At 66.6% G+C, this 19,764-nt stretch carries 17 protein-coding genes; 7 read left to right on the top strand and 10 right to left on the bottom strand.

From position 1 onward, the window contains the following. Position 1: 1 nt before the first annotated feature. Entirely contained in the window at positions 2-2,347 is a 2,346-nt protein-coding gene (gene secA2 / locus HBE63_RS12585; RefSeq protein ID WP_166905044.1) for an accessory Sec system translocase SecA2, read from the bottom strand. Positions 2,348-2,421: 74 nt separating this feature from the next. Here secA2 and HBE63_RS12580 point away from each other — a divergent pair, with 74 nt between their 5' ends. Next, the gene (locus HBE63_RS12580; RefSeq protein ID WP_166905043.1) at positions 2,422-4,353 is read left to right on the top strand and encodes an ABC transporter ATP-binding protein/permease; all 1,932 of its coding nucleotides are present in this window, start codon (positions 2,422-2,424) and stop codon (positions 4,351-4,353) included. A gap of 32 nt (positions 4,354-4,385) precedes the next feature. Continuing rightward, a complete protein-coding gene (locus HBE63_RS12575) occupies positions 4,386-6,299 on the top strand; it encodes an ABC transporter ATP-binding protein/permease (protein ID WP_166905042.1) in 1,914 nt (637 codons plus the stop codon). Between the two features lie 22 nt (positions 6,300-6,321). Here HBE63_RS12575 and HBE63_RS12570 read toward each other — a convergent pair whose 3' ends face one another. From HBE63_RS12570 to HBE63_RS12545, 6 genes are all read right to left on the bottom strand, one after another. After that, complete coding sequence (locus HBE63_RS12570) at positions 6,322-7,809, bottom strand: FAD-binding protein (protein WP_166905041.1); 1,488 nt, start codon at positions 7,807-7,809, stop codon at positions 6,322-6,324. Then, positions 7,806-8,300 carry a VOC family protein gene (locus HBE63_RS12565; protein WP_166905040.1) on the bottom strand — a complete coding sequence of 165 codons (495 nt, stop codon included), beginning with the start codon at positions 8,298-8,300 and terminating at the stop codon, positions 7,806-7,808. Before HBE63_RS12565 ends, HBE63_RS12570 begins: the two co-directional genes overlap by 4 nt. 67 nt (positions 8,301-8,367) lie before the next feature. Next, entirely contained in the window at positions 8,368-9,063 is a 696-nt protein-coding gene (locus HBE63_RS12560; protein ID WP_166905039.1) for a hypothetical protein, read from the bottom strand. A 164-nt stretch (positions 9,064-9,227) separates the two neighbouring features. After that, the gene (locus HBE63_RS12555; protein WP_166905038.1) at positions 9,228-9,836 is read right to left on the bottom strand and encodes a LysM peptidoglycan-binding domain-containing protein; all 609 of its coding nucleotides are present in this window, start codon (positions 9,834-9,836) and stop codon (positions 9,228-9,230) included. A gap of 249 nt (positions 9,837-10,085) precedes the next feature. Beyond that, the gene (locus HBE63_RS12550; RefSeq protein WP_208301355.1) at positions 10,086-10,997 is read right to left on the bottom strand and encodes a sterol desaturase family protein; all 912 of its coding nucleotides are present in this window, start codon (positions 10,995-10,997) and stop codon (positions 10,086-10,088) included. Positions 10,998-11,012: 15 nt separating this feature from the next. After that, a complete protein-coding gene (locus HBE63_RS12545; protein WP_166905037.1) occupies positions 11,013-12,593 on the bottom strand; it encodes a carboxylesterase/lipase family protein in 1,581 nt (526 codons plus the stop codon). 77 nt (positions 12,594-12,670) lie between these two features. Between HBE63_RS12545 and HBE63_RS12540 the strand changes: the two genes are divergently transcribed. Together HBE63_RS12540 and HBE63_RS12535 are read left to right on the top strand one after the other, a co-directional pair. Next, positions 12,671-13,006, top strand: coding sequence for a multidrug efflux SMR transporter (locus HBE63_RS12540; protein ID WP_166905036.1), 336 nt, complete (start codon positions 12,671-12,673; stop codon positions 13,004-13,006). Further along, complete coding sequence (locus HBE63_RS12535; RefSeq protein ID WP_166909707.1) at positions 13,006-13,341, top strand: multidrug efflux SMR transporter; 336 nt, start codon at positions 13,006-13,008, stop codon at positions 13,339-13,341. Before HBE63_RS12540 ends, HBE63_RS12535 begins: the two co-directional genes overlap by 1 nt. On the opposite strand, the gene HBE63_RS12530 is transcribed toward HBE63_RS12535, so the two are convergent. From HBE63_RS12530 to HBE63_RS12520, 3 genes are read right to left on the bottom strand one after another with little or no spacing between them, the layout of a single operon-like run. Continuing rightward, positions 13,288-14,502: an MFS transporter gene (locus HBE63_RS12530; protein WP_166905035.1), complete on the bottom strand. Its 1,215-nt coding sequence runs from the start codon at positions 14,500-14,502 to the stop codon at positions 13,288-13,290. The two genes, HBE63_RS12535 and HBE63_RS12530, sit on opposite strands and share 54 nt — an antisense overlap. 29 nt (positions 14,503-14,531) lie before the next feature. Then, on the bottom strand, positions 14,532-15,440 hold the full coding sequence (locus HBE63_RS12525) for an SDR family NAD(P)-dependent oxidoreductase (protein WP_166905034.1): 909 nt from the start codon (positions 15,438-15,440) through the stop codon (positions 14,532-14,534). Then, positions 15,437-16,048, bottom strand: coding sequence for a TetR/AcrR family transcriptional regulator (locus HBE63_RS12520; RefSeq protein ID WP_166905033.1), 612 nt, complete (start codon positions 16,046-16,048; stop codon positions 15,437-15,439). The genes HBE63_RS12525 and HBE63_RS12520 overlap by 4 nt, the downstream gene beginning before the upstream one ends. A gap of 86 nt (positions 16,049-16,134) precedes the next feature. Between HBE63_RS12520 and malQ the strand changes: the two genes are divergently transcribed. The 3 genes from malQ to HBE63_RS12505 all read left to right on the top strand — a co-directional run bounded on the left by malQ (position 16,135) and on the right by HBE63_RS12505 (position 19,753). Further along, entirely contained in the window at positions 16,135-18,288 is a 2,154-nt protein-coding gene (malQ, locus tag HBE63_RS12515) for a 4-alpha-glucanotransferase (protein ID WP_166905032.1), read from the top strand. Between the two features lie 79 nt (positions 18,289-18,367). After that, complete coding sequence (locus HBE63_RS12510; RefSeq protein WP_166905031.1) at positions 18,368-18,778, top strand: hypothetical protein; 411 nt, start codon at positions 18,368-18,370, stop codon at positions 18,776-18,778. A 75-nt stretch (positions 18,779-18,853) separates the two neighbouring features. Continuing rightward, the gene (locus HBE63_RS12505) at positions 18,854-19,753 is read left to right on the top strand and encodes a metal-dependent hydrolase (RefSeq protein WP_166905030.1); all 900 of its coding nucleotides are present in this window, start codon (positions 18,854-18,856) and stop codon (positions 19,751-19,753) included. Positions 19,754-19,764 lie beyond the last annotated feature (11 nt).

Below are 19,764 nucleotides of genomic sequence, written 5' to 3'. Positions count from 1 at the left end.
CCTAGCGGAACACACCCGGCAGGCTCAGCGCCGACATGGTGTCGTCGTTGAGCGGGTTGTCGTGGACCATGTACGTCCACGTCGATGTCGGCCGCGCCAGCTTGGACAGATCGATACCCGGCTCGTCCTCGATATCCTCTGCGGTGTCGAAGGTCTGCTGGGCGGCCTCGATGGCGTCGGCGGCCAGCGAGGCGAACGCGTCGACGGCCATCCGGTGGAACTCGTCGAGCGGGTTCTGCCGTCCCAACGCCCGCAGGTGGATGCTCTCGCGGATGTCGGCGAGGAACGCCAGGTGGTCGCACCAACCACGGTCGAGGTGATAGAGCATGATCAACCGGCAGATCTTGGTCAGCCTCTCCTCGGCATCCTCACCCAGCCCCTCGGCCAACTTCGCATACCGCTCCGGTGACCGAGCTTCGAGCTCCTGGCGTGCGGTATCGGTGCGCAGCAGGGTTTCACGACGCTCCACGATGATCGCGCGCTGCTGGGCGATGAGCTGGTTGTAGCGCCAGGTGTTGGCGTGCACGTCGAGCAGCCTGCCCTCGGCGACCCGCTGCGCGTGGTCCAGCAGACCGGCGGCCTTGGGTGCGGCGACCCGGCCGTCCTCGTCGGTTTCTCCCGGCAGCTTGGTGTCGTCGAGGTGGGCGGCCACCACCTCGTCCTCCCAGCTGGAGAAGAACACCGTCGAGCCGGGGTCGCCCTGACGTCCGGCCCGCCCGCGCAACTGGTTGTCCAGGCGTTCGGTGTGATGCCGGCCCGTGCCGACCACGTGCAGCCCACCGAGGTCGGCGACCTTCTCCTTCTCGGCCGAGTCGTCACCCACATCGGATCCGCCCAGCCGGATGTCGGTGCCGCGACCGGCCATCTGCGTCGACACCGTGACCGAACCGAGCTTGCCCGCCTCGGCGATCACAGCCGCCTCCTCGGCGTCGTTCTTCGCGTTGAGCACGACGGCGGGGACGCCGGCCTTGACCAGCCTGCGGTGCAGGTCTTCGGACTCGGCCACGTCGTGGGTGCCGACCAGCACGGGCTGGCCCGTTTCGTGCACCTCGGCGATGTGCTCGACGATGGCATGGTTCTTGGCGGCCTCGGTGAGGTACACCCGGTCCGTCTCGTCCTCGCGGACGTTGGGCATGTTCGGCGGAATCGGCGACACGCCGAGCTTGTAGAACTGGCGCAGCTGTTCGCCGGCGGCCAGCGCGGTACCGGTCATGCCGCACACCGTCGGATAGCGGTTGATCAGCGCCTGCACCGTGATGGTGTCGAGCACCTCGCCGGTCTCGGTGGTCTCGATGCCCTCCTTGGCCTCCACCGCGGCCTGCAGGCCGTCCGGCCAGCGCTGAAGTGAGGCGATACGCCCGCGGGACGCGTTGATCAGGTGGACCGCTCCGTCGCGGACGATGTAGTGCACGTCGCGCTGCAGCAGCACGTGCGCGTGCAGGGCCACATTGACCTCGGTGAGCGTGGTGGCGACGTGCTCCTCCGAGTACAGGTCGATATTGCCCAGGCGAGCCTCCAGCTTGCGGGCACCGGCCTCGGTGAGGTGGACGTTGCGGTTGTCGTCGTCGGTGTCAAAATCCGTTCCGGCGACGAGGTCGCCGACCATGCGGATGACCTCCACGCGGGGCTGCTCTCGGTGGCTGGTGCCGGCCAGCACCAACGGCACCAGCGCCTCGTCGACCAGCACCGAGTCGGCCTCGTCGATGAGCGCGACATCGGGATTGGGCGACACCAGGTCGGCGACATCGGTGACCAGCTGATCACGCAGGACATCGAAGCCGATCTCGTTGACCGACGCATAGGTGACGTCGCACTCGTAGGCGGCGCGGCGTTCTTCGGCCGTCGAATCTTCGGTGATCCAGCCGACGGTCAGGCCGAGCGCCTCCAGCAGCGGGCCCATCCATTCCGCGTCGCGCTTGGCCAGATAGTCGTTGATGGTGATGACGTGGACGTGCCGGCCGCCGATGGCGTAGCCGGCCGCCGCGATCGCCCCGGACAGGGTCTTGCCCTCACCGGTGGCCATTTCCACGATGTCCCCGGCGAGCATGCGCAGCGCCCCGAGCAGCTGTACGTCAAAGGGACGCAGGCCAGTCGTCCGGTCGGCGGCCTCGCGGGCGAGCGCCAGGAATTGCGGCATGTCGGCCGATGCGGCCAGGTCCGCCAGCTCGAGCAGCTTGGCAGCCTTGGTGAGCTGCTCGTCGTCGAGTTTGGCAGCCTTGTCTTCGAACTCGGCCGCACCCTTGACCTCTGAGAGCGACCGGGCCTCGTTGCGCTCGGTACTGGCCCCCAGTAGTTTCCAGAACTTGCTGCTCAAGCGGCCCGGTTTGGCGCTGGACGTCTTCGGCACATGTTCACGGTACGCGGACGCGCAGAGAGCCCTCGGCCGAGCCTGCCCGGGGTTCGTCGGGGTACTTTGCCCGCATGGACATGTTCACCCCGACACTGGACTGGGGCAACGAGCTTCCGACGTCGCTGATGTGGATCGCCAAAGGTTGGCTGATCGCAGCGGTGTCCACGATGGCGATCCTGTTTCTGCTCGCCAAGTTCACGACGTGGGGCCGGCAGTACTGGCGGATCACCCGCGGCTACTTCACCGGTCCCGACAGCGTCATCGTGTGGGCCTGGCTGGCGGCGTTGCTGCTGTCGGTGATCACCAGCGTGCGTCTTACCGTGCTCTTCAGTTATTACGGCAACGATCTGATGACCAGCTTCCAAGTCATCGCCGGCGGCATATCCAGCGGCAACGAGGCAGTCAAGGTGTCCGGCCGGGATGGCTTCTGGATGGCGATGACCGTGTTCGGTGTGCTCGCGGTGCTCAACGTCGCCCGCATCATGCTCGACCTCTATATGACCCAGCGCTTCATGCTGCGATGGCGCGCCTGGCTCACCGACCGGTTGACCAGCGACTGGCTCGACGGCAAGGCCTATTACCGCGCTCGTTTCATCGACCGGACGATCGACAACCCTGATCAGCGCATCCAGACCGACATCGACACCTTCACCGGCAGCACGGACTCCCTGCCGAACCGGCCCAACAACACTTCAACCGCGACCTTGCTGTTCGGCGCCATCAACGCCATCGCCTCGATGATTTCATTCACCGCGATTCTGTGGAATCTGTCGGGCGCGATCACCTTGCCGTTCGTCGGCGTCGAACTCCCGCGCGCGATTTTCTGGATCGGCATCGTCTACGTCCTGTTCGCCACCGCGGTGGCGTTCTGGATCGGGCGGCCGATCATCACGTTGTCGTTCAACAACGAGAAGTACAACGCTGCTTTCCGGTACGCCCTGGTGCGCCTGCGCGATGCTTCGGAAGCGGTGGCGTTCTACCGCGGTGAGATCGCCGAGCGCACCGGGCTTCGACGGCTGTTCGCGCCGGTGGTCTCGAACTACAAGCACTACGTCAACCGGATGACCAAGTTCCTCGGCTGGAACCTGACCATCGACCAGGCGCAGGAGCTCATCCCTTATGTCGTGCAGTTCCCCCGGTTCTACAGCGGCGAGATCACCCTGGGCGCGCTGTCGCAGACCGCCAGTGCGTTCCGCAGTTTGCTGGACGGACTTTCGTTCTTCCGCGGCGCGTACGACAACTTCGCCGGTTACCGCGCCGCCATCATTCGTCTTCATGGCCTGGTCTCGGCCAACGACGCGGCCAGAGATCTGCCGGAGGTGACCACGACACCGTGTGTGGACGGCACGGTACGGCTCACCGACATCGAGGTTCGCACACCCGACGGGCGACAGCTCATCAATCCCCTCGACCTGCACCTGCAGGTGGGCGACACACTCGTGGTCACCGGCCCGTCGGGCAGCGGCAAGACCACGTTGCTCCGCAGCCTCGCCGAGTTGTGGCCGTTCACCTCGGGCACGTTGACCCGTCCGTGCGGCCCGAACGAGACGATGTTCCTGTCGCAGCTGCCGTATGTTCCGCTCGGCGACCTCCGCGCGGTGGTGACTTATCCGGGTGAAGAGGGGTCGGTCGACGACGAGACCCTCAAGCGGACCCTCGACGAGGTGGCCCTGTCGCACCTGGTCGCCCGGCTCGACGACGTCCAGGACTGGGCGAAGGTGCTGTCTCCCGGTGAGCAACAGCGGATTGCGTTCGCCCGGATCCTGCTGGTCAAGCCGAAGGTGGTGTTCCTCGACGAATCCACATCCGCGCTCGACGAAGGTCTCGAGTTCATGCTCTATCAGCGGGTGCGCACGGATCTGCCGGACACGATTCTGGTCAGCGTCAGTCACCGCACCACTGTCGAGCAGCACCACACCCATGAACTCGAGCTGCTCGGTGACGGCGAATGGCGACTCGGCCGGATCGAAGACGACACGACCGGCCTGGTCAAGCAACGCTGATCAGGCGGTAGTTCCCGGTAACTTGCCGGGGTATGGATATGTTCACCCAGTCTCTGGACTGGGGCAACGAGATCCTGGCCTCGCTGTGGTGGGTCGCCAAAGCCTGGGCGATCGGTGCGGTGGCCCTCGTGGCCACCGCAGCCGTGCTGGCGCGTCTCACCACGTGGGGCCGTCAATTCTGGCGGGTTACCGGCGGCTATTTCCTTGGCCGCGAAAGCATTCCGGTGTGGGTACTGCTGGGCGTACTACTCCTGTCGGTGATGTTCTCGGTGCGCATGGACGTGCTGTTCAGCTACTACGTCAACGACCAGACGACAGCGCTGCAGGTGGCGTTCTCCGGCGCCGGTTCGGGCAATGAAGCGGTGCGTCGCTCGGGTATCGACGGTTTCTGGCATTCGATCCTGATCTTCGGGCTGCTGGTGGCCGCCGACATCACCCGCACCTTGCTCGACCTGTATCTCATGCAGTACTTCATCGTTCGCTGGCGGGTCTGGCTCACCCACCGGCTCACCGGGGACTGGCTGGACCAACGGGCCTACTACCGCGGCAGATTCATCGCCGGCTTCGGCGGTACTCCGATCGACAACCCGGATCAGCGCATCCAGCAGGACATCGACGTCTTCACCACCGGTACCGGACCAGAAACCAACACACCGACTGTCGCCACCGCGCAGACGCTGTTGTTCGGATCGGTCTACTCGATTGTGTCGGTCGTGGCGTTCACGCCGATCCTGTGGAATCTGGCCGGCCCCTTGACGTTTCTGGGCGTGACGGTACCCAAGGCATTGTTCTGGATCGCGCTGCTGTGGGTGGCGATCACCACGGTCGTGGCGTTCTGGATCGGCAGGCCGATCATCCGGCTGACGTTCCGTAACTCGCTCACCAACGCCGCTTTCCGGTATGCACTTGTCCGCGTCCGCGACGGCGCCGAAGCGGTCGGCTTCTATCACGGTGAACGCACCGAACGTGGCACTCTGGCAGATCGGTTCGCCAAGGTCATCGCCAATTACCGGCGACTTGTCCTGCGGGGCGTGGCGTTTCTCGGCTGGAATCGATCCATCAACCAGATCATCGATCCGCTTCCGTTGATCGTTCAGGCACCACGGTTGTTCGCGGGTCAGCTCACCTACGGCGACGTCCTGCAGTCGGCGAGCGCATTCAACCGGGTGCAGAGTTCGTTGAGCTTCTTCCGCTCGGTGTACGACGCATTCGCCGGATACCGGGCCGCGATCATCCGACTCGACGGACTGGTCGCCGCCAACGAACAGGCAAGGGCGCTACCGCGATTGGATATCGGCGTGAGCGCCAACGGCGGAGTCGAACTCGAGGACGTCGAGGTGCGGTCACCCGAAGGCGATCTGCTGCTGCACGACCTCGACATGCAACTGGCACCGGGTGATTCGTTGGTCATCACCGGGCCGTCCGGCACCGGGAAGACGACGTTGCTGCGAAGCCTGGCACGGCTGTGGCCGTACGGATCGGGGACGGTGCGTTATCCCGAGGAGGGCGAGGTGATGTTCCTGTCCCAACTCCCCTATGCCCCACTGGGCGATCTGCGCACGGTGGCCTGTTATCCGGCACCGACGGGTACCTACGGCGACGACGAGATCCGGGCAGCGCTCAACACGGTCGCGCTGGGAAATCTGTCCTCCCGCCTCGACGAGGAGGCCGATTGGGCAAAGGTGCTGTCCCCGGGTGAACAGCAGCGGATCGCGTTCGCCCGGATCCTGTTGGCGAGGCCGTGTGCGGTGTTCCTGGACGAGGCCACCTCGGCGCTCGATGCCGGTCAACAGCACGCGTTGTACTCGACCCTGCGCACCGAATTGCCCGACTGCATTGTGGTCAGCATCAGCCATCGGGACAGCGTCAACCGGCTCCACGACCGCCGCCTGGAATTGCTCGGCGGCGGTCGGTGGCAGCTCGCGCCCGTTGGCTTGCCGACTTAACAGGTCTAGCCGGGGAACCGGCCTAACCTGCCGCCGCGTGCGTACCGGCGCGGCGCCCGAAGAACGATCCTTCGCCGAGTTGCACGCCGCTGGCGTAACCCAGGCCGTCCTGCGCGATGTTGGACGCGCAGGCCCCCGCCGCGTAGAGACCCGCGATCACGCTGCCGTCCTCACGCAGCACCTCGCCGTCGATGGAGACCGTCAGCCCGCCCATGGTGAATCCCGAGTACATGGCGACGCCGAGCGACAGGTTGAACGCCGCGTACGGGCCGGTGGTCTGCGCGGCGATGTAGTCGGGTTGCTTGTGGAAGTCGGGATCCTCACCATTGGCCGCGTTCGTGTTGTAGCGGTCCAGCGTCGCCGCCAGGTTCCCGGCCGGGATGCTCAGTGCCTCTTCGACTTCGGCGATCGTCTCGTAGCCGTCGATGAACTGGATGAGCGGCATGGCCGGCATCTCCATGTGAGCCTCGTCCACGATGAGGTATGCCTGTTGATCGGGCTGCTGCAGCACGAACGCCGAGGTGCGCGAATGGTAGGAGTCCTCGGTGACGAAGCGTTGACCCTGATTGTTGACGATCACGCCGGTCAACAGGATCTCCGGAGGGTAGGCCGCGGCGGTGATGAACAGCTGGTCCATGCCGTTGGCCACGCCGCCTGCCGCGACGCCCATCCGGATACCCAGGCCGTCGTCGTTGGGGTTGCCCAGGATGTAGGGCTCCACCTCGCCGTGGTGTTTGGTGCGACGCTTCTTGCCGAGCGCCGGGGTGTACTCGGCAACCATCTCGGGGTTCATCGCGAATCCCCCGGCAGTGATGATGACCGATGTCGCTTTGACGCAACCGGTTTCGCCGAAGTGCTTCCACTTCACGCCTACCACCGTGCGGTCATCCGCACCGCCTTCCACGATCAGATTGGTCGCCCCGACCTCGTAGCGGATCGTGACACCCAGCGTCTCAGCGCGTTTCAGCAGAAGATCGATCACCATCGCCGCGCCGCCCAGCTCGCCGGGCACGGGGACCGAGTGACCGCGGGGCGCCGGCTTGGCCTGCTCGGTGAACGGCCACACCTTCTCGTTACCGGTGTAGGACAGCCCCTCGGTACCCGGCGGGACCACCACCTTGCCCGGATAGAAGCTGCGCTCGAACTGAAAGCCCAGTGCCTCAAGCCAATTGAAATGTTCGACGCTACCGTCGCTGTAGGCGCGGATCTTGTTCAGATCGGGTTCGCGCGAGACGGCGACCAGGTACTTGTACATCTCCTCGGCGGTGTCGGGGTGCCCGGTGGCCTCCTGCACCGCCGTGCCGCCACCGAGATAGAAGTGCCCACCGGCCATCGCGGTGGTGCCGCCGGCCGCGGCAGCCTTCTCCAACACCAGGACCCGGGCTCCCTGCGCGGCGGCGCTGACCGCCGCACAGCCTCCGGCGATGCCGAATCCGATCACCACGACATCGAACTCGTCGGACCAGGACTCGACGTCCGCGGCCTCGACGACCTCGGGGATTTCCTTCACTGCTGCTCCTGTTTCACATACTCGAAGAACGCCCGGATCTCGGGCGGGATGTAAGCGATCTCCAGATAAGGCACCCCGGCGCCGGCGGCCGACAGGTAGGCGAATCTCATTCCCCCGGGCATCTCGCCCTGGCACGCCACCGGCGTCCCGGCGCCTTCGGCGTCGCGCAGTCGCGCCTCGAACGCCTCCGGGTCGGCCGCCTCGACGCAGATGTGGTGCAGGCCCGCCCCGTGCCGTTCCAGGAACTCGGTGTAGATACTCTCGCCACTGACCGGCGCAATGAGTTCGAGCTGGGTGTCGCCGGCGTAGCTCAGCGAGATGTCGGCCACGAAATCGGCGGGCCGGCCGTGGTGGCGGCAGGTCTCCGGGCTGAAATGCACCTCAGGCATACGTACCCACCGCCGTGCCCCCAGCAGGGTGGTGAGGGCCTGTTCGGTGGCGTCCAGATCCGCGGTAACCCACGCGATCTGGACAGGTGTCTGATTAGGCATCGCCCATGAGAATATCGCCCGGCCGCCGGGTTGGCTAGAACGTGTTCTAGTTAGCGGAACACACCGGTCAGGGCTGCCCGGCCAGATTCGAGACCTCACCGGCAGGCGACCCGCCACCGCGAGCCTGCCCACTGGCATTCTGCCAGGACACCGCAGCCGGATAGTTACCCCACGTGCTGTTGAACATCCCGACGATCGCGGCATGGCCATCGGGCATCACCACGTACACGGGGCCACCGGAATCGCCCTTCTGGCTGACCACGCCGTTGGCCATGGTGAACCACCCGTTGTTGACGGCCTCGATGGTGCCGCAGCTTTCACCCGTGACCACACCGAAGTGACAGACCGGCGCACCCGGCGTCGGCATCACCGAAGGATCCTCCACCAGCGTCCGCCCACCCGGCAGGATGTTGTTCGCCGCGACGTCGCCGGCCAATTGGATGGTCTCCCAATCGGAAATCATGTGGTTGGTGTCAACGGTGGCGCCGTCGGGCGTGTTGTCCTGGAAGGAACCCAGGTGCCCGATGAAGTTGCCGTCGCGGTCGTCCACAGGTCCGCCTCCCCGGCAGTGGCCCGCCGTGAACGCGACCCGACTGATCGGATCCACGTAGCCCAGCGTGCAGACATTCGTGCCCTGCCGGACCTCCATACCCGGGTACACCAGTGAACCCCCGGCGGCTGCAACCGGCGCCGGACATACCAACAACCCCGCCACCGGCACCCCGGCCAGCGCCCGCATCGCCCCACCTAGCCACTTCTTCACGGCCGGCCTCCCTCGCTGTACGGACGTGGTGAATGTCACCCTACCGACATCAATATCGGTTCAGGCGGCAACTTTGTTACCGGGGGTACCCACATCCGTTGAGATCCAACGCCAGAAACAACGACGGCCCGGACCAGATGGTCCGGGCCGTACGTCTGTTCAGGTCAAGGAATCGTCAAGACCTGTCCGGGGTGAATCAGGTCGGGATTGGCGATGCCGCTGGCATCGGCGATCTGCTGGTAGCGGTTGCCATCGCCGTAGAAACGCTCGGCGATCGCCCACAGGGTGTCGCCGGAGACCACCGTGTAGGTGCGCGGCTCGGGTGCCGGCGGGGGTGGCGGCGGCGCAGCCGGCTCGGGCGCGGCAACCGGCTCCTCGACGGCGGCCGGGGCAACCTCGACCTCGGGCGCGGCGGCCTCGGGCGCCGGCGGTGGCGGCTCGGAGGTTGCGGTCTCAGAGTTCCACGCGGGGCCGTCCGCGGCGTACAGCACCAGGTTGCGGTCGTCCTGGAGGACCAGCTTGACGTCCTTCTTGCCCTTGGTGTCGGTGTGCCACACCGGCTTCTCGGACGTGTACAGCACGAAGTTGCCGTCGGTCTGCACCTCCGCCCGCTGCACGTCCTGGCCGTTGGTGGAAGTCGACCAGACCGCCTGGCCACGTGCTTCCAACACGAGGTTGCCGTCATCCTGCAACGTCAGCGTGTACGCGCCGTTGTTGGAGGTGAGTGACCCCCCCTTCTCCAGCTTCTGTCCTTCGGTCAGTGTGTCTCCCACGCAATGCCCCTTTCGTGACCGTGATCCGGGTTGTAGCACCCGGGTTCTGTAGACCTTACTGATTTCGAGTTTGCTTTGGTGCTATTCGGCTCGGCTCGAATTCAAACGTCACACAAACACTGGGAAACGCTGGAAAGCTCCAGAGCACAAGCCATGGGATCGGCAGGGGCAGCGGGAATAGTAGCTCGCGTCAATTCCCATGCCGGCCAATGGTTCTGACCATGCCGTCGGTGGCCGGGGCCACCCGGATCACCCGACCGGCTGGGATTCGGAATACTCGACGGGCCGCCAGCCCGGTGGGCCGAAAACGTAGCCCAGCCTCTCACGCAGACGGCGGGCCCGCCGCACGTCGCGGGCGATCGCCACATATTCGTGGGTTTGCAGCTTCCAGATGTTGAAGGTGTTCACCGGCTTGGTCAGCCCGTAGTGCGGGCGGAACACCTCCGGCTGGAAGGTGCCGAACAGCCGGTCCCAGACGATGAGGATGCCGCCGTAGTTGCGGTCCAGATACAGCTGATCGCGCCCGTGATGCACGCGATGATGTGACGGGGTGTTGAAGATGAATTCGATTGGCCGCCACAACTTTCCGACCCGTTCAGTGTGAACCCAGAATTGATAGACCAGGTTCACCGAGAAGCTCGCGAACACCAGCCACGGCGGGATGCCGAGCAGCGGCAACGGAATCCAGGCCAGGATCTCACCGCTGTTGTTCCATTTCTGGCGCAGCGCGGTGGCGAAGTTGTAGTACTCACTTGAGTGGTGGGCCTGATGCGTCGCCCAGATCAACCGCACCCGGTGCGCAATCCGATGGTAGGTGTAGAACAGCAGATCCACCCCGACGATCGCGATCACCCAGGTGTACCACCGGTCCCCCGGCAGGTGCCATGGCGCCAGGTACGCGTAGAGCGCGGCATAACCCAACAGCGCCAGCAGTTTCCATCCAGCCGTGGTGAGGATGGACACCAACCCCATCGAGATACTCGTCCACGCGTCGCGGGCGTTGAACGCGCCTGCGGGTGCCCGTCGAGATTCGATGTGCTCCAGGCGACGCGCGGCAATCCATTCGACGGTCAACAACACCAGAAAGAACGGGATCGCGAAGAACACCGGATCCCGCATCGGCGGGGGCAGAAAGTCCAGGACGGACCGGATCATGTCCATGTAAGTATCTTCGGTTCAACGGAAATTGAGTATCTGGCTGCCCCAGGCCGCGTGCAGATCACGGTCCAGGTCGGCGATGGTCTTGTCCTGTTTGTCGATGAGCAACGTGGCGCGGTCCTCGCGGCGATAGGGGCGCCATACCGGCTCTCCCGGCGCTCCCGTCGGTTGTCCGGTCGTCGCGAAGTTGACCCACCGGCGGCGCAGCCGCCCCGACACCGCACGTCCGTGCTTGAGCCCGCCCAGCTTGAATGTCGGATCCTTCGGTCCGGCAACCAGATTGCCCCAGACGTAGGGCAGTTCGGTGGCGTGGGCGGCGCCGAGTCGCAGCAGTCTCAACATCGGAGTGGTGTAGTCGAAGCGGTACAGGTGCACCGGGGCGACGGCACTGTGACCTTCGGCGAACCACAGTGTCGGCATGCGGAATCCGACGTCGCGCGCCATACCCAGCCCGATCGCCTTGGGCCGCAGGCCCGCATAGGCCGATGTGATCTGGGCTTCGGTCGGAAGTTGCAGGCCGGGTTGCTCGGCGGCGATCGCGGAGAACATCGAGCGCAGCGCGCCGGGGGTGATCGGCACCAGTGGAGACTTCATCCAGCGGAACACGGTGGCCTCGTGCTCGTTCGTGCCGATGATCAGTGGCACCGGATGGGTGCGCCCCGCCCTTGCCGCCGAGACCGGATAGTCCGGAACCACATCGCCGTCGACGATCGGGGCGAACGCCAGCAGGCCGGGTGTCTGGATCGGGACCGCGTCGTAGCGGTCCTTGGCCGCGGCCAGGATCGCCGGTATCGGTACGCCGGCGAGTTGCCCGATTTCGTCGCGCTCGATTCCCAGCCGCTCAAGGAACCGCGCGGCCTCGGCACCGGACCGGTCTGCGTCGTACACCGATGTCGCCGGTGAGCTCTGCGCTATCGCCGCGCTGAACAACCCTTCGGCGGCCGGGCTGGCCAGCAGGGTGGTGACGATGCCGCCGCCGGCCGACTCACCGAACAGGGTCACCCGCTCCGGGTCACCACCGAAGGCGGCGATGTTGTCGCGTACCCACTCCAACGCGCACAGCACATCGCGCAGCCCGAGGTTGGTATCGAACCGGAGCCCCTTCGCACCTGGCTGCCCGTTGAACCCGGACAGGTCCAGGAAGCCGAACGGCCCCAGCCGGTAGTTGATGGTGACGACCACGACATCGCCCTCGGCGGCCAGGACTGCCCCGTTGTAGAGCGGCTGGCTTCCCGAACCCAGCACGTAGGCGCCGCCGTGAACCCACACCATCACGGGCTTGCCGGCGCCGGGCTCGGTGCCGGCCGGTGCCCAGACGTTGAGCACCAGGCTGTCCTCACCCTGGCGGCCGCCCAGGTCGAGCGGGATCCTCGGGTCGGTGATCTGCGGGCACACCGGCCCTGCCACGGTCGCATCGGCGGTCTCGTGCCAACGCGCGGGCGGTTGCGGCGCCCGCCACCGCAACTCGCCGACCGGCGCTGCGGCGTAGCGAATACCGAGCCACTGCTGGACCGTTCCGTCGTCGGTCCCGCGAACCGGCCCGTTTCCGGTCTCGACGACGGGCCCACCCCTGGTGCGGGCGGACGTCGGATCGGTCATGGGGACTCCTCGGTGAAGCTTGAGCGAACTCCCCCACGGTACTCACCGCCCGGGGTGGGCTCGGCTAGGTTTGTCCGGTGCGGAAGTGGGCCTTGTTGATCGCGGCCGTCATCACCGAGGTCACCGCCACATTGTCGCTGCGCGCGTCGCAGGACCACGCCGGGTGGCTGGCACTGGTGGTGGTCGGCTATTTGACGGCATTCGTGTTGTTGACACTGGTGCTGCGGACGGGCATGCCCGTCGGTGTCGCCTACGGCATCTGGGGTGCGCTGGGTACCGCGGCCACCGCTGTGCTGGCTGCCGCGTTGTTCGGCGATCCGTTCACGTGGCCGATCATGGCCGGTATCGGTCTGATCATCGCCGGCGTGCTGCTGGTCGAACTCGGGTCGCACCCGCGTCAGGCCAAACCATGATGTGGCTGGCCCTGACCGGGGCGATCCTGGTCGAGGTGTTCGCCACGCTCGGGCTGCGCGCGTCGGACGGCTTCCGCCGCAAGGCGTGGATCGCGCCGGTGATCACCGGGTACGTGATGTCCTTCTATCTGCTGTGGCTGGCCCTGTCGTTGGGTGTGCCCGTGGGCATCGCCTACGGAATCTGGACCGCCTGCGGGGTCGCGCTGGTCGCCGTCATCGCCAAGTTCTTGTTCTCCGAACCGCTCACCCCGGTGATGATGCTCGGTATCGCGCTGATCGTGTCAGGTGTGTTCACGATCGAGCTGGCCGGCATCGGCCCTGGAACGGCGCACTGACGACGGTCGTCCCGGCAGCACCCCGGCCAACAGGGCGGCGACCATCCCGGCGAGCGGGACGACCAAGAGGCCGACCCGCAACCCGGCGGCGTCGGCGACGAACCCGACCAGCAGTGGCGCACCGAAGAACCCCACCCTCATGAGCCAGGTGACCACGGTCAGCCCGGTCCCGGATCGCAGCCCCGGCAGCTGATCGGCGCCGTGCATCGCGGCCGGCACCAGAGTGGCCACCCCCAGACCCGCCAGCGCGAAGCCCGCGATCGTGGTGGCGATGTTCGGGAACGCCAGCGCGGTCCACATCCCGGCGGCGGCGACGAGTCCGCCCACCCGCGCCACGGTGGCCTCTCCGAACCGGTCGACCAACCGGTCGCCGATCAGCCTTCCGACGAACATGAACCCGACCAGTGCGATGTACCCGAAGACCGCCAAAGCCGGTGGTGTGTGCAGGCTGTCACGCAGATACAGGGTGGCCCAGGAACTTCCGGCGTCCTCGACCGTGGCGCCTGCGATGGCGATCAGCACCAGGGCCAGCAGGATCAGGTACACCCGTGGCCCGGCCCCCGTCCCGGCCGGGGCGTGCGCTGCCGGGTGATCGTCATGGTCGGGCCCGGGCATCAGGTGGCGGTAGGCGGCCAGAGCCACCGCGCTCAACAGCACGGCGATCACCGAGAGATGGATGGCGCGCGGGATCCCGAGGGCGATCGCACCGGCACCGGTGAGCCCGCCGAGGATCGCACCGGCGGCCCACACCGCGTGCAGTGAGTTGATGATCGACCGGCCGTGTTCGCGCTGCAGTCGCAGCCCGTGTGCGTTCTGCGCGACGTCGACCACCGAATCGCACGCCCCGGCCAGGAACAACGCGGCCGCCAACAGCAGCGGTGTGTTCGCCAGGCCGGCCAGTACGACGAAGGCAGCCAGCGCCACGGTGCCGATGACTGCCACCCGTGCGCTGCGAAACCGTCGAATCAGGGTCGCCGCAGTCAATCCTGCGACCAGCGCGCCGCCGGCGAACGAGGCGACAGCCGCGCCGTACACCGCATTGCTCAGGTGCAGATCGGTTTTGATCTCCGGATAACGGGGCAGCAGATTGGCGAAGATCGCGCCGTTGGTCAGAAACAACGCTCCCACCGCGATGCGGGCCCGGCGTAAGGCGGATACCACTGAGCCGACACTACTGCGCGGCTGACGGGTCAGCCGGCCGCCGCCACCAGCCGTTCGCTGACCTGCCACAGGTCGGCCGCCTTGGCCGCGTCGTAGGAATCACGCGAGGACCGTATCCGGCGGCTCCCTTCGAAGTACGCGCCGGTGACGCCGTCGAGGTCCGGACCGGCCACCAGCGCGGCGAGATTGTCTCCGGAGCGTCGCGTGCTGTTGACATTGGGCAGTATCCGCAGGACAGGCATGAGCAGACGCCAGGCCATTCGCTGAACGCCCGAGTAATCCCTGGCCAGCCCCGAGCCCGGCATCAGGCCCGGATCGAACGCGTTGACCGTGATTCCGCGGGCACCGTGGCCCAGCCGCCGGTCCAACTCATAGCCGAACAACAGGTTGCACAGCTTGGAGGTGGTGTAGCGACGCCGGCCCTCTTCGCCGGTGAGACCGTCCGGCGGAGGGCTGAGCAGGTCGTCGGCCGAGGTGTAGCGGGGAGCCGGCATACCGGTGAACTTGTCCGGATCGTGGGTGCCGCTGCTGACCACCACGATCCGTGCCGGTGTGTCCAAGTGCTCGAGCAGATGCTGCACCAGGGCGAAATGACCGAGATGGTTGACGCCGAACGTCATTTCGTATCCGTCCGCCGTCGTCTGCGCACCCGTAACCATCTGCAGCCCGGCGTTGCACACCAGCGCGGTCACCGGCGGCACGTCCAATCTCGGCAATCTGCCGGCAAAGTCGCGCACCGACCGCAGCGAGGCCAGATCGAGTTCACCGACCGTGGTGCGACCGGGGCTGCCGAGCCGTGCCGCCGCGTCGGCGCCACGCGCGGCATCGCGCACGGCCAGCACCACGTGCCACCCCGGATCGGTCTCCAGGAGGGAACGCGCGCATTCGAATCCGAGCCCGGTGTTCGCGCCCGTGATGATCGCGGTCTTGTCGCTCACTGTTCGTCCTCCAGGATTATCGGGACCAGAGCGGTGACGGCTTGCCACAGTCTCCGGTACATGCGCACGACGTCGGTGGTGCCGGGTTCGAGGTGGTTGGCGAAGAACACGCCGTCTGACTGCGCGACGGCGAAGGCGGTGAGTTCGGCGACCACCCGCTCGGCGCGGTGTGGCGGCAGGCCGTCGGGCAGCAAGCGGCGGACGGCGTCGGAAAATCGCCCGATCGCGGTGTCACGCACGCGACGCACCACCTGCGTCACCGTCGGATCATCGCTGCGTTCCAGGGACAGCAGGTAGAGGATCCGCAGGAATTCGGGGCGCTGCGACTGCAGTTCGGCGAGGACCGCCAGTCGTTCGTCGATGCCGCCTTCGCTCGGTATCGCCGCGAAGAATCGTTCGGCCCCGCGGGCCATCACCGCCGCGAGGACTCCGTCCTTGGAGCCGAAATGCCAGTAGATGGAGCTGGCCGGTAGGCCGCAGGCCTTGCGGATGTCACTGATCGAGGTCGCGGCGTAACCGCGGGTGGCGATCAGCCGCTCGGTGGCCTCGAGGATCTGCTCCCGCGAGTCCGCGCCCTGCCGTTGCCTTCGGGTGGCTGGAGACATCATGTCAACCTGTCTGTAAGGATCGTTACAGACAGGCTAACAGTGCTCGCGGGCAGCACGATCGCGTTCTGGGCACCAAGATTGTCACCATGACCTCTTCGTCATCGGCCCCGTCGTCGACCCTGCTGGAGTTGGCCCGCCGCTACGGCGTCGCCGCGGAGTTCGACGACTGGACCGGCCGCCGTACCGCAGTCACGGAGTCCACCCTGGTCGCCGTGCTGGACGCGCTGGGAGTGAAGGCCGGCACCGAACGGGAGCGCGCGGACGCCTTGGCGGCGCACGACCGGCAGCACTGGCAGCATCGCCTGCCGCCGATCGTGCTGGGCCGGGCAGGAGTGCCGTCGAGTTTTTGGGTTCACGTCACACATGGTGATCCGGTAGACCTCACGCTGTTGCTCGAGGACGGCACCGAACGCGGCAGCTTACGGCAACTCGAGAACAACCGGCCCCCATACGATCTCGGCGACCGGTTGATCGGTGAGGCCAGTTTCGAACTGCCGGCGGACCTGCCGCTCGGCTATCACCGGCTGCGGTTGAGCGACGGAGAATTCCATACCGAGACGGCCGTGGTGGTCTCCCCGGCCACCGTGGGACCGCCCACCCGACTGGGCCGCCGCCGAGCCTGGGGTCTGGCCGTCCAGCTTTACAGCGTCCGCTCGCAACACTCCTGGGGCACAGGCGATCTCACGGACCTCACCGATCTGGCCGTATGGTCGGCCGCCGCGCACGGCGCCGGGTTCATTCTCGTCAACCCGCTGCACGCGGCCGCCCCCACAGCGCCGATGGAGCCCTCGCCCTATCTGCCCACCTCCCGACGCTTCGGTAATCCGCTCTACTTGCGCGTGGAGTCCATCGCCGAATTCGCTGCGGTCCGCAACCGCGGCCGGCTCCGGGGCCTGCGCAGCACGGTCAACAAACGCGCCGACCGCTCCCCGACCATCGACCGCGACGCGGCCTGGCAGGCCAAACGCACCGCCCTGGAGCACGTGTACCGGGTTGAACGCTCGGCAGGCCGGGAACTGGCGTACGCCGCCTACCGGGCCCGGCGCGGCCGAAGCCTGGAAGAGTTCGCCACCTGGTGCGCGCTGGCCGAACAGTACGGCGCCGACTGGCATGCCTGGCCGCACGCACTGCAACATCCAGCGAACCCTGACGTCGCCGCGTTCGCCGCGGCCCATCCGGTCGCCGTCGATTTCCATCGCTGGCTGCAGTGGGTTCTCGACGACCAACTCAGCGCGGCTCAGGCCGCGGCGGTTCAAGCCGGGATGGCGTTGGGCGTCATGAGTGACCTCGCGGTCGGCGTCGATCCCGACGGTGCCGACGCGTGGGCCCTGCAGGATGTGCTGGCCCTTGGAGTCACCGCCGGCGCCCCACCCGACGAGTTCAACCAACTCGGCCAGGATTGGTCACAGCCCCCGTGGCGGCCGGACCGGCTCGCCGAGCAGGCGTACGAGCCGTTCCGGGCGTTGGTCGAGATGGCGCTCCGGCATGCCGGCGGGGTGCGCATCGACCACATCATCGGCATGTTCCGGCTGTGGTGGATCCCGAAGGGCGCCGCACCGACCGAAGGCACCTATGTGCGCTACGACCACGACGCGATGATCGGCATCATCGCGCTCGAGGCGCACCGGGCCGGTGCGCTCGTGGTCGGCGAGGATCTGGGCACGGTGGAACCGTGGGTGCGTGATTACCTGCGCGAGCGCGGCCTGTTCGGCACCTCGATCCTGTGGTTCGAGTCGGACGAGTCCGGAAAGCCCCTACCCGCCGAACGCTGGCGCGAGTACTGCCTGTCCTCGGTGACCACGCATGACCTGCCGCCGACGCCCGGCTATCTGGCGGGCGAGCACGTGCGATTGCGGGAGGAACTCGGCCTGCTCACCAGGCCCGCCGATCAAGAGTTGGCCGCGGACCGCGCCGCGCAGGCGGCCTGGCTCGACGAACTGCGCCGGGTCGGTCTGCTCGGACCCGATCCAGACACCGATCAGATCGTGACGGCGCTCTACCGGTATCTGGCCCGAACCCCGTCGAAGCTGCTGGCACTGTCGCTTGCTGACGCAGTCGGCGAGTTGCGGACCCAGAATCAGCCCGGAACCACCGACGAATACCCGAACTGGCGGATCCCGCTGGCCGGTCCGGACGGCCGACGACTACTGCTCGAAGACGTGTTCATCGATCCGCGGGCAGCCGCGTTGAGCCAGGTGATGGCGGGGATCACCGGGCAACCGGACCGGGCCGGGATGTAACACTCCGGGCTTCCGCTCCGGTTTCACATTCGTCACCGCTGAGATATGTTCGCAAACGCACCCGACTGACGGAGTTCACGTGAAGAAGCTTGTTGCGCTCGGCGGCGGTCTGCTTGCCGCCGGTTCGATCGCCCTGATGGCCGCGGGCACCGCCACCTCACAGCCGAGCTCGTCCTCGGTCAACGTCGTCGGCGAGCCGTACATGAAGGCGCTGGCGATCCTGAAGAGCCAGGGTGTCAAGGCCACCTTCGGCGGCTCCTTCGGCAGTGCCCTGCCGCAGGCCGAGTGCCTGGTCGATTCCCAGAAGGTCAACTCCGGCGGCAAGATGATCTTGATGCTGGACTGCAGCGAGGCCGCCGCCGACCAGTCCGCCGATTCGGCCGTGCCCGGCGGCCCGAGAGTCGGCAGCAATGGCGTGACCACGGTGACGCCGACACCGGTGGTCCCGATCGCCGGCGCTCCTGGGGCGGGCACTCCGCCCCCGGCCTGATCCCACACCCGGTACCGCCGTTCCCACCTAAATCCGTACACTGCTGAGAGTCCACTCATCACAGGGAGGCTCTCAATGTTGCGTCCGTTGCGGTTCGACAACGAGATCGATCCAGGCCCGGTACAGATCCAGGCCCGCAAGGTGCACTTCGATCTCGACGACATCCCGTTGCACTGGATCCCGGGCCATCCCGTGGCCTCGTCGATGGTGAACCTGTTCAACGTGGTGCTGCCGATGGCCGAGCACTGGTTCGTCGCGACGTTCAATGAAGCACTGCCCTATGTCCGCGATCCCAAACTCGCCGATGACATGCGCGGCTTCATCGGCCAGGAAGCCACCCACGCCGAGACCCACGACCAGGTTCTCGATCAGTTCCTGACCGCCCACGGCGTGGACTACCAGCCGCTGATGGCCATGGTCGAGCACGTCTTCACCAAGATGCTGGGGCCGACGACTTCCACCGACCCGCGCCGCCGGCTGTCCAACCTGTGCGATCGGCTGTGGCTGATCGCGGCCATCGAGCACTACACGGCGGTGCTGGGCGACTTCGTGCTGAACTGCACGTGGGAGGACTTCGACGCCGACCCGACGATGACGGACCTGTTCCGCTGGCACGGCAGCGAGGAGGTCGAGCACCGCAGCGTCGCCCACGATGTGGCGGTGTACTTCCAGGACAGCTACTTCAGCCGGGTACGCGCGATGTCGATCGCGGCGTCCGCCGTCTACATGTTCTTCCAGCGCGGCGCTTGGGCCATGGTCAAGAGCGATCCAAACCTCAACATCGGCTGGTGGCAGATGAACCGGCTGCGGATACGCGATTCCAAGCTGGGGCTGCTGCCGAAGTTCTCCCGCATGTTCGGCACCAACACCCTGGCCTACTGCCGGCCCGGGTTCTCACCGGAGGAGATGGGCTCGACCGCCCAGGCAGTGGCCTATCTGGCCAGCTCCCCCGCGGCGCGGGCCGCCCACCTGTGAGGGCGGCGGTG

This window comes from Mycobacterium sp. DL440, from assembly GCF_011745145.1.
Lineage (GTDB): Bacteria > Actinomycetota > Actinomycetes > Mycobacteriales > Mycobacteriaceae > Mycobacterium.
The sequence above is the reverse complement of the archived record's forward strand: the minus strand, read 5'-3'. Positions and strand labels throughout refer to the sequence as shown.

Coding starts and splice junctions, on each gene's coding strand:
- HBE63_RS12580 (WP_166905043.1), top strand. CDS start 2,422: ATGGACATGTTCACCCCGACACTGGACTGGGGCAACGAGCTTCCGACG.
- HBE63_RS12575 (WP_166905042.1), top strand. CDS start 4,386: ATGGATATGTTCACCCAGTCTCTGGACTGGGGCAACGAGATCCTGGCC.
- HBE63_RS12565 (WP_166905040.1), bottom strand. CDS start 8,300: ATGCCTAATCAGACACCTGTCCAGATCGCGTGGGTTACCGCGGATCTG.
- HBE63_RS12550 (WP_208301355.1), bottom strand. CDS start 10,997: ATGGACATGATCCGGTCCGTCCTGGACTTTCTGCCCCCGCCGATGCGG.
- HBE63_RS12545 (WP_166905037.1), bottom strand. CDS start 12,593: ATGACCGATCCGACGTCCGCCCGCACCAGGGGTGGGCCCGTCGTCGAG.
- HBE63_RS12535 (WP_166909707.1), top strand. CDS start 13,006: ATGTGGCTGGCCCTGACCGGGGCGATCCTGGTCGAGGTGTTCGCCACG.
- HBE63_RS12520 (WP_166905033.1), bottom strand. CDS start 16,048: ATGATGTCTCCAGCCACCCGAAGGCAACGGCAGGGCGCGGACTCGCGG.
- malQ (WP_166905032.1), top strand. CDS start 16,135: ATGACCTCTTCGTCATCGGCCCCGTCGTCGACCCTGCTGGAGTTGGCC.
- HBE63_RS12505 (WP_166905030.1), top strand. CDS start 18,854: ATGTTGCGTCCGTTGCGGTTCGACAACGAGATCGATCCAGGCCCGGTA.